Genomic DNA, 15,231 nt, shown 5'->3' with positions numbered 1-15,231 from the left:
CGGAACAGCCGGCCCACCACCGGGGGAGACCTGATGCGACGGATCATCGCTTCGACCTACACCACTGTCGACGGCTTCATCGACAACCCCCACGAGTGGTCGCTGGCATACAACGACCCGGCGGCCATGCGGTACGCCCTGGACCTGACGCTCAGGGCCGACGCGCTGATCCTGGGCCGCATCACCTACGAGGGCATGGCGCAGGCGTGGCCCGACATGGGTGGCAACCCGTACGCCGACCACGTCAACGCCATGCACAAGTACGTCGTCGCCTCCCAGCCGGTCGACACCAGCGCCTGGAACCCGACGACCGTCATCGCCGGCGCCGAGTTGCTGACCGCTGTCAAGGCGCTCAAGGAGAACGATGGCGCCGACATCCTGATCTGGGGCAACGGCCGGTTGACCGACGCACTCGCGACGGCCGGCCTCCTCGACGAGTACAAGATCTGGACCTACCCGGTCCTCAAGGGCAGTGGCGAGCCGCTGTTCCGCGCTGAGAGCCGAACCGGCCTCCAGCACTTCGAGACCACCACCTTCGAGTCCGGGGTGGTCGTGTCGACCTACCGCGTCACCACCGCCTGAACAGGAGCACCGAGATGAGCGACGACATGAGCCAGGACGTCACCGATTACCTCGCCAAGACCAAGCCGTGGCAGCAGGACCTGTGCGCGACGCTGCGCCAGACCGTTCTCGACACCGTCCCCGGCGTCGAGGAGGTCATCCAGTACGGCAAGCCGCACTTCAACCTCGCCGGCCAGAACACCGCAGTGCTGCACGTGGCCGCCGCCAAGGTCTCGTTCATGGTGTTCGGTGCTGGTGAGGTCGACCCGGTGCCGGGCGTGCTGCGGTCGATGGGCAACGGCGACCGCAAGGTCGTCGACCTCGCCGAGGGCGACACGGTCGACACCGACTTCATCGCCGGCCTGCTGCGCCGGACCACCGGCCTGGACTGAGACAAGATCAACCGAGAGGATCCTTCTCATGCGTGTGATGGTGATGACCAAGGGCGATGCCGCCGACGAGGGCAGCGGTGAGCCGACGACCGAGATGTTCGAGAAGATGCGGGTCTTCAACGAACGACTCGTCAACGCCGGCATCATGCTCGGCGGCGAGGGGCTTCAGCCCAGCGCCGCCGGGGCGAAGGTCGCGTTCTCGACAGCGGGCACGACGGTGGTCGACGGCCCGTTCACCGAGTCCAAAGAGGTGATCGCGGGCTACTGGATCTGGGAGGTCAGCTCGCTGGCCGAGGCGATCGAGTGGGCGAAGAGGTGCCCGTTCGACCCGTCCTACGGCGACTCGCAAATCCTGGAGATCCGGCCGTTGTTCGACATGGCCGACTTCGCCCAGACCGTCGACGCTGACGCGCTCGCCAAGAGCGAGCGGTTGCTCGACCCGACCTCGGACTGAACCGGACCCGGCCATGGACCTGCGCAAGTCGGTCGAGGCGCTATGGCGGATCGAGGCGCCCCAGTTGATCGCGACGCTCGCCCGCCGGATCGGGAGCCTCGACATCGCCGAGGATCTCGCGTCCGAGGCGTTCGTGTCGGCACTGGAGCAGTGGCCGGCCGACGGCATCCCGCCGAATCCGGGTGCCTGGCTGATGAAGACCGCCTGGCACAAGGCGATCGACCGTGCCCGGCGCGAGGAGACGGCCCGCAAGAAGGCGCCGCTCCTCGTCGCCGGGCACGATGGCGAACTGGCCGATGTCGCGGACGAGGCACTCGATCCGATCCCGGACGACCTGCTCACCATGGTGTTCACCACGTGCCATCCCGTGCTCTCACCCGAATCCCGGGTCGCGCTCACACTGAGGCTCTTCGGCGGACTGACGACCGACGAGGTCGCCCGTGCCTTCCTCGTGCCCACTGCGACGATCGGGCAGCGGATCTCACGCGCCAAGCGGACCCTGTCCGAGGCGCGGGTGCCGATCGAGGCCCCGTCAGCCGGGGAACTCCCCGAACGCCTGCGCGCGGTGCTGGATGTGCTCTACGCGATCTTCAACGAGGGCTATTCGGCCTCGTCAGGCACGAACCTCGTCCGCGCCGACCTCGCCGTCGAGGCGATGCGGATGGGACGGGTCCTCGCAGGACTCTCCCCGACCGAGCCCGAAGTGTTCGGACTGGTCGCCCTCATGGAGCTGCAGGCCTCCCGCTTCCGGACCCGTGTCGACGCTGCCGGCATCCCGATCCGGCTCGAGGACCAGGACCGCCGGCTCTGGGACCGCACGCTGATCGAGCACGGCCTCAGCATGCTCGACCGCGCCTTCGACCTGGCCCGGCCCCTCGGCGTGTTCTCGCTGCAAGCCGCCATCTCCGCCTGCCACGCCCGCGCGGCGACGTTCGCAGTCACCGACTGGGTCGCCATCCTCGCGCTGTACGACGCCCTCACCCAGATCACCCGGTCACCCGTCGTGGAGCTCAACCGCGCGGTCGCCGTGCTCCATGTCGACGGACCCGAAGCCGCACTCGCCACGACCCGACCACTGCTCGCCGACCGCCGGATGGCCGGCTACCACCTGCTGGGCGCGGTGCGCGGGGACATCCTCATCCGGCTCGGCCGCCACGCCGAGGCCGCAGCCGAGCTGGAACGCGCGGCCGAACTCGCACCGACCAGACAGGAACGGCAACTCCTTCTCAGCCGCATGGCGCAGGCGCTCGCCCCCCGCAACGCCGGCGGCCGGTCCAGCAAGGAGCCGCCAGCGGAGTGAGCCGGAAATCCAGACCTACGCCAACCCGAAACCACCCGATCAAAGCGGGACCTGAACTGGCAATGAAGGCACAGGTCACCACATGTTGGCCTTGATCTTCTTCATGGTGAGGTGGGATTCCACGCGCAGAACGCCGGGCAGGCCGATGAGCTTGGTGCTGAGGAACGCCTCGAAATCGGCGTGGTCGGCTACCGCGACACGGATGAAGTAGTCGGGACGGCCGAAGAGGCGGCGGAACTCGGTGACCTCGTCGTAACCGGCCACGGTGGTCTCGAACTCCTGCACGGTCTTCAGGTCTTGGGCCTGAATCTCCACGTCGATCAGGACTTCCAGTCCGCGTCCGGTGGCGGCGGGGTCGATCACGGCCCGATAACCGGCGATGACGCCGGCCTCCTCAAGCCGCTTGACCCGCCGCAGGCATGGCGGCGGGGTCAACCCGACCCGGCCGGCGAGGTCGACGTTGCTCAGCCGCCCGTCCCGACCGAGGTGAAACAAAATTTCACGATCAATCGCGTCGAGTCGGTTCACGTTGCGCACACCCCCACCGTAGAGCAACTATTCGCAATCGAACGAGCCCTGCGTCAAACTAAAATTGCTGCATGGGCATGAGTTCCGCTGCGAGAATCACCGTGCAAGCCGGCCGGCCGCCGATGCCGTCGCCGGTGGTGGCCGCGGTGAAGGACTCGCTGCCGGTGGGTCTCGGCCTGGCGCCGTTGGGCGTCGCGTTCGGGATGCTGATAGTGCAGACCGGGCTGTCGTGGTGGTGGGCGACGGTGTTCACCGCGGTCATCTACGCCGGGTCGTTCGAGTTTCTCCTCATCGGCCTGGTCACCGCTGCGGCGCCGCTGGCAACGATCGCGACGACCGCCTTCCTGGTCAACGTCCGGCACCTGTTCTACGCCCTGTCGTTCCCGCTGCATCGGGTCCGCGGCGTCGGCAAGGTGTACGGCACGTTCGCGTTGACCGATGAGGCGTACGCGCTGACCACCACTGAGCAGGCGCAAACCTGGCCCGGCCGGCGCATCCTGGCGCTGCAACTGTTCCTGCAGATGTACTGGGTCGCCGGCGCCACCCTCGGCGGCCTGCTCGGCTCCCGGGTGCCCGACGGCGTCACCGGGTTGGACTTCGCGCTGACCGCCTTGTTCGTGGTGCTGGCCATCGAGGCCATCCGGGCCGGCCGTGACATCCCCAGCCCCGTGCTGGCCCTGCTGGCCGCGGTGATCGCCGGTCTGCTGTCTCCCGAGCAGATGATGCTGACCGCCGTCACCCTGTTCACCGCCGCGCTGATGGTCCGCCGGTTCGTCGCCGCCCGGAGATCCGCCCGTGCATGACACCCCGTACATCCTCGCTGCGGTTGGCATGTCCGCGGCCGTCACCTGGGGCCTGCGGGCTCTGCCGTTCGCCGTGCTGGCCCGGCTACGCGCCAGCCACACGATCACCTACCTGAGCACCGCCATGCCGGCCGGGGTCATGGTCATCCTCGCCGTCTACTGCCTGCGTGACCTGCCTTCTGCCCCGACCCACCGGCTGCTCGCCGTGCTGCTGGCGCTGGCCGCCACCATCGGCCTGCACCTGTGGCGCCGCAGCGCCCTGCTGAGCATCCTGGGTGGCACCGCAATCCATGTCGCTCTGGCCAGCACCGTGCTCGCCGGCTGACAAACAGCCGAGGGGTGGCGACGAGGACGCGTCAGCGGTCCGCCCGATGAGGGTGGCGGCGAGGATGCCCGAGGGGCCGCCGGCCGCCGCGCAGGACGAGACGGTCAGGCGAGAGTGGCGGTGTCGATGTCGAACCGGTACCGCACGTCGGAGGCCAGGACGCGTTCGTAGGTGGCGCCAGTCGGGTTCGGCGTGGTCAGAACAGCGGCTGCTGGGCACCGGGTTGGTGCGGTGGTGCGGCGCCGGAGATGGCGTGCAGGTGCGACAGCCGGGACCAGGCCAGCCGGGTGCTGCCGGCGGTGAGCAGGTGCCGCACTGCGGTGGCGGTCGCGGTGGCGTCCGGCAGGGCTCGGTGCCGTCCGGCTGGGACTGGGATGCCGAGGTGGGTGAGGACGGTGTCGAGCTGGTAGTTCGGCAGGCCGGGGCAGGCGTGCCGGGCGAGCCGGATCGTGTCGAGCATCGGGGCGGTGGCGAGGGTCGGGCAGGCGGTGGCGTACCGGCGCAGGATGCCGGCCTCGGTGGCGGCGTGATGCGCGACCGTCACGTACGGCGGCGCGGTGAGCATCGCGTCGAACTGGCTGAGGACCGCCGCGGCACCAGGTCTTCCGGTCACCATCGCCGGGGTGATGCCGGTCTGGCGGGTGTCGAGCGCGGTGACCGGGGCGTGGGCCGGTGGCCGGATGAGTGCCTCGAACCGGCCGGTCTCGTCGAGCCGCCATCCTTCCGACCCGTCGTGCAGTCGGAGCAGGACGGCGCCGACCTCGATGGGTTCGGCCGGTGCTCCGGTCGGGGTGGTGCCTTCGAAGTCGAGGACCACGAACGTGGTGGCGCGCATCGCCGGATCGGTCGCGTACCGGTCAACCATCCGCAGCTCCGGAGGCGGATCTGCCGAGCCTGGCGAGGAGCTCGTCGACCTGCCGGCGGGTGGTCGCCTCGATCAGCAGCGCGTGGCCGCCGTGTGCGGCGATGTGAGCGCGTACGGCGGGTGCGTGCCGGCGGCGGAATCCCAGGACGGTCGGCATCGCGTACTGGCCGACCACGTCGGCGCCGATCCCGCCGAGTGGGCTACCTGTCGCCATGCGGAGCCCATTCGCCTGGTGCGGTGCGGGTGAACTTGGTGAGGAACCTCGGCAGGTGCGGGTCGGTGCGTTCGGCGGGCCAGGTCATGGCTTCGGCGCGGGGGTACCAGTCCCAGCCGGCGAACTCGCCCGGATCTGGTGTGATCGGCCGGTCAGCGTCCAGCGCGATCGGGAACCACAGGGTGCAGTCGGTGTGGACGTGCGGGCCGACGGTCTGCGTGACCGTGACGAACAGCGGCCGTCCGCCGGGCCACCACGGATGCGGATGCGCCGCCGCCTGGAGTTCTTCCCCGGCTTCCCGTGCGACGGTGACCCAGGGGTGTTCGTCGGGTTCGACGTGCCCGCCCGGCGGGAGCAGCCGCCCGGCCTTGCGGTGCTCGACGAGGAGCACCCGGTCGGTGCGTTCGTCGTACGGCAGGAAGTAAGTGACGAGGTGCTTCGGCGGAACGTCCGGCGGCACCCGCCGGTACACCTCGGCGCCGCTGTCGATCCACGCCAGGACGTCGTCGCGGTCGGCGGCTTCACGGTCGTCGAACGGAACCAGCCCGGCAACCAGCTCCCGCAGCGCCTGCCGCTCGGCCGCCATTCTCATCATATGTCCGCCTCCGCTCACGGGCTTTCTCGGCGAACTTACCCGGCGGTTTCCTGAGGAGTTCGCCGCTCACCTGAACGATTGGGACGGCAATGTGGTGGCCGTGTCAGCCAGAGACACCGCCTGGTGGATTGTTGTACTGGCTCTACAACCGGGCCGGCGACGACCGGGTGGTCACAAGCGGCGACGATCGACTGGTCGCGCAGCTCAAGCGGCTACTGACGGCCGTCACCAACACCGTCTGACGTGTGTTGGCGTGCAGAGGCTCGTGGGGGCACGGGAACGTACCGCGGACGGCCGCTCATCCCTGGCGTTCGGCGACCCGGGCGAGTTGTTCGGTGACCGATCCCCAGCCGTCCGCGAAGCCGAGCTTCTCGTGATGGTCTCGATCGGCCGGATCGCCGTGGCGGACGATGACGCGATAGTCCGTGCCGTCGGGGTGATCGCTCAGGGTGATCTCGGCGGTCATGGGGACAGGGGAGGGGTTCGTGGGTCGCCAAGCGCTGTCGATCGCGTTGGTGAACACGATCCGCTCGAGCTCGTCGACGACGAGGAAGCACGCGTCGAGGTGCGGGGCGAACGTCACCCCGTCGTCGCTGAGCCGGGTCACGAGCGCGCCACCGGGCCGCACGTCCAGGCGGTCGACGCGGCACAGGGTCGGAGCCGGGACCCACCACTGCTCGAAACGGGACGGGTCGGTCCACGCGGTCCATACGGCGGCGCGGGGCGCGCGGATCACCCGTTGCAGGGCCAGGTCCAGGTCCGGGTCGAGGTCGGGATTCATTGCCGTTACTCCTTCTGATCGGTGAGGAGGCGTTCGAGGCGGTCGGTGCGCGCTTCCCAGATCCCGCGCTGCTGGGCGAGCCAGTCGTCGACGACGGCGAGGCGTTCGCGGTTGAGCGTGCAGGTGCGCACCCGTCCGGACTTCGCCGTGCGGATCAACCCGCTGGCCTCGAGCGTCCGCAGGTGCTTGATGAACGAGGGAAGGGTCATTGGGAACTCGCCGGCGAGTTCGCCGACGCTCGCCGGGCCCCGGCCGAGGCGCTGGATGACGCCGCGCCGGGTCGGGTCGGCAAGGGCGACGAACACGCCGTCGAGCTGCGCCGAATACTGTGCCACGCGGCTAAGTATTCTTCGTCCAGATACTTAGCGCAAGGGCTAAGTATCGTGGGGGTGAACCGACTGAACGGGCGAGGGCTTCCCGCAGGGCATCGGCGGCGACCACCTGCTGGTCCGCCCGGGAGCGGACCAGCAGCGGCGGTGGGTCAGGAGCCGGCGGAGCGGATCTTGCCGGCCATGTCGACGTCCATCTCCTCCATCGAGGTGCGGATGTCGCGGAACTGCTTCGCGAAGTCGTTGATGCCCTTCATCGCGGCGAGGAGGCTGGTGTTGAACTTGTCGTAGGACTCCTTCATCGCGGGGCTGGACTGCTGGAAGACCAGGCCGTCCTCCAGCAGGTTGGACACGTCGCTGCGCAGGGACTCGAGCATCGGGAGGATGTCGCGGACGGCGCCGTCGAGGCGGGTCGAGGTCGCCTCGATCTTGTCGTAGTCGAGTGAGATGTTGGGCATGGCGGGCTCCTTCGGTCAGACGCCGATCGGGTAGCTGGAGTAGTCGGTCTCGTCCTCGGGCGTGGTCTTCTCGACCTCGTCCCAGCGCGCGTACTGATCGCCGCGCGTGTACTTCGTCACCGTGCCGTCGCTCTCGGTCACGGTCATCGTGCCGCCGCCGCCCTCGTTCAGGGCGATGACGGTGTGCGTGGTCGAGCCGTCGCCCGCCGTGGTGTCGGTCACCGACGAGCCGTGCTCACCCGTCGTCGTCACCGAGTGGGTCGTGCTGCCGTCGCTGTAGGTGGTGTCCGTCGTGTACGACGTGCGATCCGCCGAATACGTGGTGGTCGAGGTGTACCGCTGGTCGCCGTTGACGACCGTGGTCTCCTCCTTGATCACGTTGTAGTTCTCGTCGAGCGTCAGGTGGGTGTGCACCGATCCCGTCTCGGTCGTGATCGTCGAGTCGGTCGGCGGCGGGCCCGGGTCGGTCGCGGAGCAGAAGCCCGGCATCGACCCGTCCGGCCCCGGCACGCAGTCACCGCGGTGCGCCTGCAGGTAGTCCCAGGCGTCCTTGGAGTCCTTCCAGCGGTCCAGGTCCAGGCTGGCGCCCATCATGCCCATCCCGTTGGCGATCTGGGCGTCGACGTCGAAGTACCCGTCGGCGACCGCGCCGAAGATGTCACCGAGCTCCCGCAGGTCGTCCTCGGCCTTGCTCATCGGGTGCTGGGCCATCCGGTACAGGCTGCGAAACGACCCAGCCAGCCCGTCGTTGCCGAACACCGCGTCCGAGTCCTCGTATTCGATGCTGCCGACCTGCGAGAACACCGTGTCGCCGAGCTTCGGCCCGATCCGGTCGGCGAGATCGTGCAGGTCCTTCTTGGCCTCGTGCAACAGCCCGTAGTCGATGGCGAAGTCGGGCAACGCGGCCTCCTCTCGTGGTCCCGCCTCGACCACGTGTGAACCGTCCGGCGGGTTCACACGTGGTCATGCAGATCCGCTGCGAGGGGGGTGTCCGCGTGCCACGACCGACCGACTGGGACAAGGTCGGCCTCGGCGGCGACCCGACCCCCGGCGACCCCGCCCGGATCGACGAGGTCATCGCCTCGCTGCGCAGCCTCGGCACCGTCGCCCGCGAGGTCGACACCGCGCTCGCCGCCGTCCTGGACACCGCCGGCCCGGAGGCGTTTGCCGGCAAGACCGCCGAGGCGCTGCGGGAGAAGATCAGCGGCCGGCTGCGCGGCTTCGTGCAGAGTCTCGCCGAGGCGTTCGAGTGGTCGGCGGCGGCGCTCACCACCTACGTGGCGGTGATGCGCGACGAGCAGTGGCGCGCCGACCAGGCACTCACCCAGGCCCGCGGGATGGCTGAGGACGACCCTGGCCGGGCGGCGCTCACCGACACCGCCCGCACCGCGGGGGAGCAGCAGAGCGCCGCGGCCGACACCGCGTCGAACCGGATCGTCGAGGCGTATCAGAACATCAAGCAGCCCGTGTCCGGCTGCGAGGAGTTCTGGGAGATCTTCAAGTGGATCGCGATCGCCCTGATCCTGCCGGCGCTGGTCTTCGGCGGCCCGATCGCGCTCGTGGCCATCGGCGTCAACCTGGCCCTGTTCATCAAGACCGCGGTCGACTTCGCCCACGGCAACGCCACCGCGCTGGAGTTCTTCCTCTCCGCCCTGGGCATTCTCGCCCCGACCACCCGGGCCGTGCCGATCTTCCAGATCATCGCCGCCGGCGCGAAGTTCGCCTGGAACGGGCTGAAGGCCGGCGCGTTCGCGGTGTTCAAGTTCTTCGGCAACGCGTTCCGCGGCATCATCAGCCACCCGTTCGTGATCTTCCCCGGACTGCACGACATCGCGACCGTCGCCGGCACCTGGATCCGCAACGGCGCCCTGTGGCTGCGGACCGGCATCACCGACCTGCCCGCCCTCACCGGCATCGCGCTGTCGAAGGCGGGGCTCTTCGTCGTCAACGGCGTCCGCGGTATCCAGGCGTTCGCCACGAGCGTGCCCTCGATGGTCGCCAAGTTCGGCGTCAGCACCTGGACGTTCCTGAAGACCGAGTTCGGCGGCAACCGCTGGCTGCGGCTCTTCCTGCCCGCCGAGGCCGACGAGCTGCACCTCGGCGTGTGGAAGGCGATGAAGCTCGCCGTCTTCGACCGCGGTGTCCTGGGCCATCACCTGTACGGCCTGCCCCGCCCGCACGTCTTCCTCCCGGAGAGCGGGGGCGGCGGCGTACACCTGGACCTCAACGACGTGCGCACCGGCAACCTCACCGTCCCGCCCCGGATCGAGACCGTCAACGTCGGATCGTTCGAAGGCATCGGCAAGATCACCCCGACCCCGCCGGCGATGCAGCTGCACAGCACCATCGGCGACGGCTTCCACTTCAGCGGCGACGCGGTCCGCAGCATCGACGCCATCATGCTGTCGCCGATGGACACGCTGACCCGGGTGCGGCTGGAGGGCATGAGCATCGGCATGCCGCCCCTGCACACCTTCGACCCCGGCACGGGCGTCAGCGCCGGCGTACACCTGCAGCCGGTGTCGCCGGCGCAGCACGCGGGCGTCGGCGGCAACCTGCACCTGCCGGCCATCTCCGCGGTCACCGCCCCGCCGCCGAGCTCCCTGCTCGGCGGCATCCACCTCGGTGAGACCGGCTCCATGGCGGGCGCCGTCCACCTGACCCCGCCGGGCGCCGTCACCCACAACACCGTCCCACCGGCGAGCGTCCTGGCCAACGCCGTGCCCCCGCCGGCCGCGGTGACGCACCTCGGCGCCTCCCCGGTGCTCGCCAATGCCGTGCCCCCGCCGGCGGGTCTCACCCACGCGGGCGCCACGCCGGTGCTCGCGACGGCCGTGCCGCCGCCGGCGGGTCTCACGCATGCCGGTGCCTCGCCGGTACTGGCGAACGCCGCGCCCCCGCCGGCAGTCATCGCGAACGGCGTGCCGGCGCCCGGCGGGTTCACGCACGGCGGTCCCGCGCCGGTCGCGCTCGGGGACGCGATCACGCCGGGCGCCCTCACGCACGCCACCCCGGTCCCGTCCGTGCACAACGGCCTGCACCTCGGCCCGCCGCCCTCGGCGCACGCCGGGGCGATGGACCTGCTCGCCCAGCACCCGGGTGCGGCGCCCACCGCGCACACGCTGATCGGCACCCCGGGCGGCGCGGTCAACGGCGCCGGCGCCCGCATCGGCGACCACACCGGCCTCGCGATCGGCGCCCAGCACGTGTCGCAGGACCTCGGCGCCCTGAGCCGGGGCCTCGACACCCCGCCGGTGTCCCAGCTCGTCGTCACCCGCCTCGACGGCGTCTCCGCCCACCCCGGCGCCGCGGCCACGACCCCGGCCCACCTCGCCGGCTCCCCACCCGGTCTGAACGGCGCCGCGGGCCTGCACCCCACCCCGGCGCACGTCGCGGGCACCCCGCCGAACGTGAACGGCGCGCTGCACGCGGCACCGCACGACGGTGACCTCGTCGTCCCGCACACCCCGGTGCCGCACGGCGCGGATCCGTCCGCCCTGCACGCCCCGCCCCCGCGCGACCCCGGTGCCCCGGCGATCCACGGCCCGCACCATGCCGGCACACCCACGGTCCACGTGCCCGCAGGCGCCTCGGGCAGCCCCGCCCACCTCGCCGGTGTGCAGCCCCCACCCCCGGTCGCCCAGCTCGCCGTCGACGTCCGAGCCCTGAACGGCGCAGACAACACCGTCCGGGCCGGCGCCGGCGTCGATCCGGGTCCGGGCGGACGGGCCGGCGCCGGCGTCGACCCGGGTCCGGGCGGACGGGCCGGCGCCGGCGTCGATCCGGGTCCGGGCGGACGGGCCGGCGCCGACGTCGACCTGGGTCCGGGCGGACGGGCCGGCAGCGACGCCGACCCCGGGCCGGCCACCCCGCCCGGCGGCGGAGCGGCGGACGCCGGCGTCGACCCGGTCACCGTCACCCTCGCGCTCGGCCTGCTGCAGACCCAGCTCAGCCGGGGCGCGCCGCACGCCGGCGGCGCCGCGGTCCGGGACGCCGGCATCACCCCGCCCCCGCCGGCGTCGAACGCCCGCCCGACCGGCGCGCAGCTGGACGCCGCCTGGCAGCGTGACAGCAACCGCATCGCCGGACTGTTCGGCGCCATGGACGATCCGCTGCGCCGGCAACGCCTGGACACCTGGGGCCAGTACACGGGAGCCCGCAACGAACTCGGCCGCGTCGAGGCACTCTGGAACGACATCCAGGCCCGGCCAGGGCAGTCGTCCAGCGGCCCGGGTGTCGCTCACGTGCACGCCGGCAACGCCCACCAGGCCGCCCTCATGCGCGTCGAACGCCTGGAGGCCGAGCTGCGCGGCCTCGGGGTCAACCCGGCCGCGATGGACGCCCGGATCTCCGAGCTCACCGCCAGTTCGCTGCGGGACCGGCCGCGGCTGCTCGGCGGCGGCGGCAACCTCTCGCGGATCGTCAACGACCTGTGGGCCGGCGCGCCGATCGACGGGCACGTCGTGCTCCGCGGCGCCGACGGTGGCGGGCTCGGGCTGCGAATCGACGAGCACGTCGACGCCGCCGGCGCGGTGCAGCTGCGGCTGATCGACGACGACGGCGCCGTGGTGCCGCACCTGACCGTGACGGAGTTCGACGGCGGGTACCAGATCGGCGGCGGCACCGGGTTCCGCCGCTTCGACGCCGACGGCGACCTCACCGAGGTCGGCACGGTCCTGCGCGGCCTGGACGGGCACGACCTGCAGGGCCGGTTCGTGGTGGAGCCGGTCGGCGGGTACGCCATGGGCGGCGTGCGGATCGAGAGCACCGGCGGCCACGCGATCACGCGGCACGGCGACGGCTTCCAGGTCGCCGACGGCGCCGGCTTCCACCGCTTCGACGCCACAGGCACCGCGACGGCCACCGGCCGCCCGCTGCGGGACGCGACGGGCGCCCCCGTCGGCGGCCAGTTCGTCGTCACCCACGGCGCCGGCGGGCACACCGTCGAGGTCGCCGACCCCAGGTTCACCACGGCCGTGCACGGGGGTGGGTTCCAGGTGACGGACACCGCCGCGCACCACGGCTTCCAGCGCTTCGACCACACCGGCGCGCTCACCGAGACCGGCCGGCCGCTGCGGGACGCGGGCGGCGGCGTGCTCGGCGACCGCTTCCACGTCCAGCCGGTCGGCGGCGCGCCGGCCCGCATCGAGGTCACCGACGCCAGATTCACGGTCGCGGCGCACGGCCCGGGGTTCCAGATCACCGACACCGCGGCGCACCACGCGTTCCAGCGCTTCGACCAGGCCGGCACCCTGACCGCGACGGGCCGCCCGCTCACCGACGCGGGCGGCGGGGTCCTCGACCACCGGTTCTGGGTGACGGACGCGCACGGCGCCGGCGGCCGGATCGAGGTCACCGACCCCAGGTACACGGTCGCGGCGCACGGCGGCGGGACCCAGGTCACCGACACCGCGGCGCACCACGGGTTCCAGCGCTTCGACGGCACCGGTGCGCTGACCGAGACCGGCCGGCCGCTGCGGGACGCGGGCGGCAACGTGCTCGGCGACCGGTTCCACGTCCAGCCGACCGGCGGCGCGCCGGCCCGCATCGAGGTCACCGACGCCCGGTTCACGGTCACGGCGCACGGCGGCGGGACCCAGATCACGGACACGCTCGGCGGCAACGCGTTCCAGCGCTTCGACGGCGCCGGCACCCACCTGGAGACCGGCACGCCGGTGCGCGACCTCGCCGGCCGGGCCGACCGGGTCGTGGTCACCCCTGCCGCCGGCGGTGCCGGGCACGTCGAGGATCTGGCCGGCGTGCGGCTCCCGGGCCTCCAGGTCGCCGCGGACGGCGCCGGCTACCGGGTCACCGACCAGCTGGGCCTGCACGCCGGGGAGTTCCGCCGGTACGGCGCCGCCGGCAACCTCCTGGAGCAGTCCTTCAACGTGCTGCGCGACGCGGCACCCACCACCCGGCAGTTCGTGGTCAACGCCACCGGCCGGACCTGGCACCTCGCCGACAACGGCGTGCAGCTGCCCGCCGGCGCGTTCCACGCCGGGACCGTCGACGCGGCCGCCGCCGGTTCGGGGCGGGTCCGGCTGCTCAACCGGTCCGGCGTCGAGGTCTTCGACCGGCGCCCGATCCCGGGCGGCACCAGCCTCGACGTGTTCCGCCGCATCGACGGCGACTTCGGCCGCACTGCGCAACGCCCGCACTGGGTGGAGCTCACCCCCGACGGCCGGGTCGTCGACCACGGCGTACGCAGGTTCGACACCAACGCCGTCGGCTGGCGGGACGTCGACCATCGTGGCCGGCTCGTGCACGAGTTCCGGCAGGGCATCGGCGGCGGCGACGTCGTGGGGCTGCGCGGTGCCCTCGGCGACTGGACCTGGCACCGCTTCGACAACGCCGGCAACCGGCTCGGCCACGGCCCCCGCACCCTGGACCGAGACGGCGGCTGGACGGACCGGCTGCCCCCGGCCGGCGGCAACCCCGGGCCGGTCGTGCAGCGCCAGTGGGGCACCGCGCACGGCCCCGCGAACGCCGGCGTGTATCAGCAGTTCGACCTCGGCGCCGGCGGCGTGCGCCGATCACGTAGAGATGGCCGAACGTGCCGAGGTCGACCGTCGCGACCCGGCGCTGCTGGAGCTGCGGGACGTCTTCGAGCGCGTACGGGATCAGCGGCGGCACGCTCTCGTGCACGGGCGCCTCCCGCTGGACGGTCAGCTCCGCCAGCAGCGCCCGCTCGTGCAGCGCCGGCAGCCACGGGCTCGGCTGCGGCACCAGGTCGGTGAGGCCGGCCGCGGCCTCGTTCACGGCGGCGACGAAGACCTGCAGGTCCGTCGGCACGAGAGCGGTGGGGGCGTGCGGGTCGACGTCGGCGACGGGCAGGTCGACGGGGCGGCCGAGCCGCTGCCACGACAGTTCCGCGGTGCGCAGCGGCGCCGCGGCGACAGGTGCGGTGCCCTCGGGGTGCCGGCCGGCCCCGACCCACGCGGCCTGGAACGGCACGGTCGTGCGGTGCCCGGCGCGCACCAGCGCCCGACCCGGGTTGCCGGGCGAGATGGTGACGGCCTCGCCGGTGTCGATGATGTCCTGGCTCTCCACCGTGTCGGTGACCCGCAGCGCGATCCGCAGGTTGGTGTTGGCCTTGATGTCGGGGGTGACCGCCCCGGCCGGCCGTTGCGTGGCGAGGACGAGGTGGATGCCGAGGGACCGGCCCCGCTGCGCGATGCCGATCAGGCCGGGCACGAAGTCCGGCACCTCACGCACGAGGGTGGCGAACTCGTCGATCACCAGCAGCAGCCGCGGTAGCCGGGGCAGCGCCGGGTCGGCGGCGCGTTTCGCCCGGTACGCGGGCAGGTCCTTGCACTCGGCGCCGGCGAGGATCCGCTCCCGGCGGCGGAGCTCGGCGCCGAGGGAGTCCATCGCCCGCTGCACGAGGTGCGCGTCGAGGTCGGTGACCATGCCCAGGGTGTGCGGCAGCTCGGCGCACTCCCGGAACGCGCTGCCGCCCTTGTAGTCGACGAGGACGAAGGTCAGCTCGTCGGGGCGGTTCGCCGCGGCGAGCGACGCCACGAACGCCTGCAGCAGCTCCGACTTCCCGGACCCGGTGGTGCCGGCGACGAGCCCGTGCGGCCCGTCGCGGACCAGGTCCAGCGCGAGCGGCCCGTCGTAGCCGCG

General features: G+C 72.0%; 15 protein-coding genes. 7 read left to right on the top strand and 8 right to left on the bottom strand.

Annotated features, from left to right (window positions below; genetic code table 11):
* The first annotated feature begins 33 nt into the window (after positions 1-33).
* The 4 genes from ACQEVZ_RS07715 to ACQEVZ_RS07700 are packed head-to-tail and all read left to right on the top strand — an operon-like array spanning position 34 to position 2,707.
* Positions 34-582: a dihydrofolate reductase family protein gene (locus ACQEVZ_RS07715; protein ID WP_433363219.1), complete on the top strand. Its 549-nt coding sequence runs from the start codon at positions 34-36 to the stop codon at positions 580-582.
* 14 nt (positions 583-596) lie between these two features.
* On the top strand, positions 597-953 hold the full coding sequence (locus ACQEVZ_RS07710) for a DUF1801 domain-containing protein (RefSeq protein WP_433363216.1): 357 nt from the start codon (positions 597-599) through the stop codon (positions 951-953).
* Positions 954-981: 28 nt separating this feature from the next.
* Positions 982-1,407, top strand: coding sequence for a YciI family protein (locus tag ACQEVZ_RS07705; RefSeq protein WP_433363213.1), 426 nt, complete (start codon positions 982-984; stop codon positions 1,405-1,407).
* 13 nt (positions 1,408-1,420) lie between these two features.
* Positions 1,421-2,707, top strand: coding sequence for an RNA polymerase sigma factor (locus tag ACQEVZ_RS07700; protein WP_433363210.1), 1,287 nt, complete (start codon positions 1,421-1,423; stop codon positions 2,705-2,707).
* 75 nt (positions 2,708-2,782) lie between these two features.
* Here the strand turns inward: ACQEVZ_RS07700 and ACQEVZ_RS07695 are convergent, their stop codons facing one another.
* Positions 2,783-3,244, bottom strand: coding sequence for an Lrp/AsnC family transcriptional regulator (locus ACQEVZ_RS07695; protein WP_433363207.1), 462 nt, complete (start codon positions 3,242-3,244; stop codon positions 2,783-2,785).
* Between the two features lie 62 nt (positions 3,245-3,306).
* Between ACQEVZ_RS07695 and ACQEVZ_RS07690 the strand changes: the two genes are divergently transcribed.
* Positions 3,307-4,038: an AzlC family ABC transporter permease gene (locus ACQEVZ_RS07690; protein ID WP_433363204.1), complete on the top strand. Its 732-nt coding sequence runs from the start codon at positions 3,307-3,309 to the stop codon at positions 4,036-4,038.
* On the top strand, positions 4,031-4,363 hold the full coding sequence (locus tag ACQEVZ_RS07685; RefSeq protein WP_433363201.1) for a branched-chain amino acid transporter permease: 333 nt from the start codon (positions 4,031-4,033) through the stop codon (positions 4,361-4,363). Before ACQEVZ_RS07690 ends, ACQEVZ_RS07685 begins: the two co-directional genes overlap by 8 nt.
* Before the next feature lie 196 nt (positions 4,364-4,559).
* On the opposite strand, the gene ACQEVZ_RS07680 is transcribed toward ACQEVZ_RS07685, so the two are convergent.
* The 7 genes from ACQEVZ_RS07680 to ACQEVZ_RS07650 all read right to left on the bottom strand — a co-directional run bounded on the left by ACQEVZ_RS07680 (position 4,560) and on the right by ACQEVZ_RS07650 (position 8,505).
* Complete coding sequence (locus tag ACQEVZ_RS07680; RefSeq protein WP_433363198.1) at positions 4,560-5,228, bottom strand: 3'-5' exonuclease; 669 nt, start codon at positions 5,226-5,228, stop codon at positions 4,560-4,562.
* A complete protein-coding gene (locus ACQEVZ_RS07675; RefSeq protein ID WP_433363195.1) occupies positions 5,221-5,442 on the bottom strand; it encodes a hypothetical protein in 222 nt (73 codons plus the stop codon). Before ACQEVZ_RS07675 ends, ACQEVZ_RS07680 begins: the two co-directional genes overlap by 8 nt.
* The gene (locus ACQEVZ_RS07670; protein ID WP_344511251.1) at positions 5,429-6,037 is read right to left on the bottom strand and encodes an NUDIX domain-containing protein; all 609 of its coding nucleotides are present in this window, start codon (positions 6,035-6,037) and stop codon (positions 5,429-5,431) included. Before ACQEVZ_RS07670 ends, ACQEVZ_RS07675 begins: the two co-directional genes overlap by 14 nt.
* Positions 6,038-6,335: 298 nt before the next feature.
* Positions 6,336-6,818 (bottom strand): SRPBCC domain-containing protein, encoded by a 483-nt coding sequence (locus tag ACQEVZ_RS07665; RefSeq protein WP_433363191.1) that lies wholly within the window; start codon positions 6,816-6,818, stop codon positions 6,336-6,338.
* A 5-nt stretch (positions 6,819-6,823) separates the two neighbouring features.
* A complete protein-coding gene (locus ACQEVZ_RS07660; protein WP_433363188.1) occupies positions 6,824-7,153 on the bottom strand; it encodes an ArsR/SmtB family transcription factor in 330 nt (109 codons plus the stop codon).
* A 146-nt stretch (positions 7,154-7,299) separates the two neighbouring features.
* Positions 7,300-7,605: a WXG100 family type VII secretion target gene (locus ACQEVZ_RS07655; protein ID WP_203844309.1), complete on the bottom strand. Its 306-nt coding sequence runs from the start codon at positions 7,603-7,605 to the stop codon at positions 7,300-7,302.
* Positions 7,606-7,620: 15 nt separating this feature from the next.
* Positions 7,621-8,505: a hypothetical protein gene (locus tag ACQEVZ_RS07650; RefSeq protein ID WP_344511260.1), complete on the bottom strand. Its 885-nt coding sequence runs from the start codon at positions 8,503-8,505 to the stop codon at positions 7,621-7,623.
* A gap of 95 nt (positions 8,506-8,600) precedes the next feature.
* Between ACQEVZ_RS07650 and ACQEVZ_RS07645 the strand changes: the two genes are divergently transcribed.
* The gene (locus ACQEVZ_RS07645) at positions 8,601-14,342 is read left to right on the top strand and encodes a hypothetical protein (protein ID WP_433363183.1); all 5,742 of its coding nucleotides are present in this window, start codon (positions 8,601-8,603) and stop codon (positions 14,340-14,342) included.
* The last annotated feature ends 889 nt before the right edge of the window (positions 14,343-15,231 follow it).

It is taken from the genome of Dactylosporangium sp. CA-152071, from assembly GCF_050936335.1.
Lineage (GTDB): Bacteria > Actinomycetota > Actinomycetes > Mycobacteriales > Micromonosporaceae > Dactylosporangium > Dactylosporangium maewongense.
This window is presented reverse-complemented; position numbering and strand designations above follow the sequence as displayed.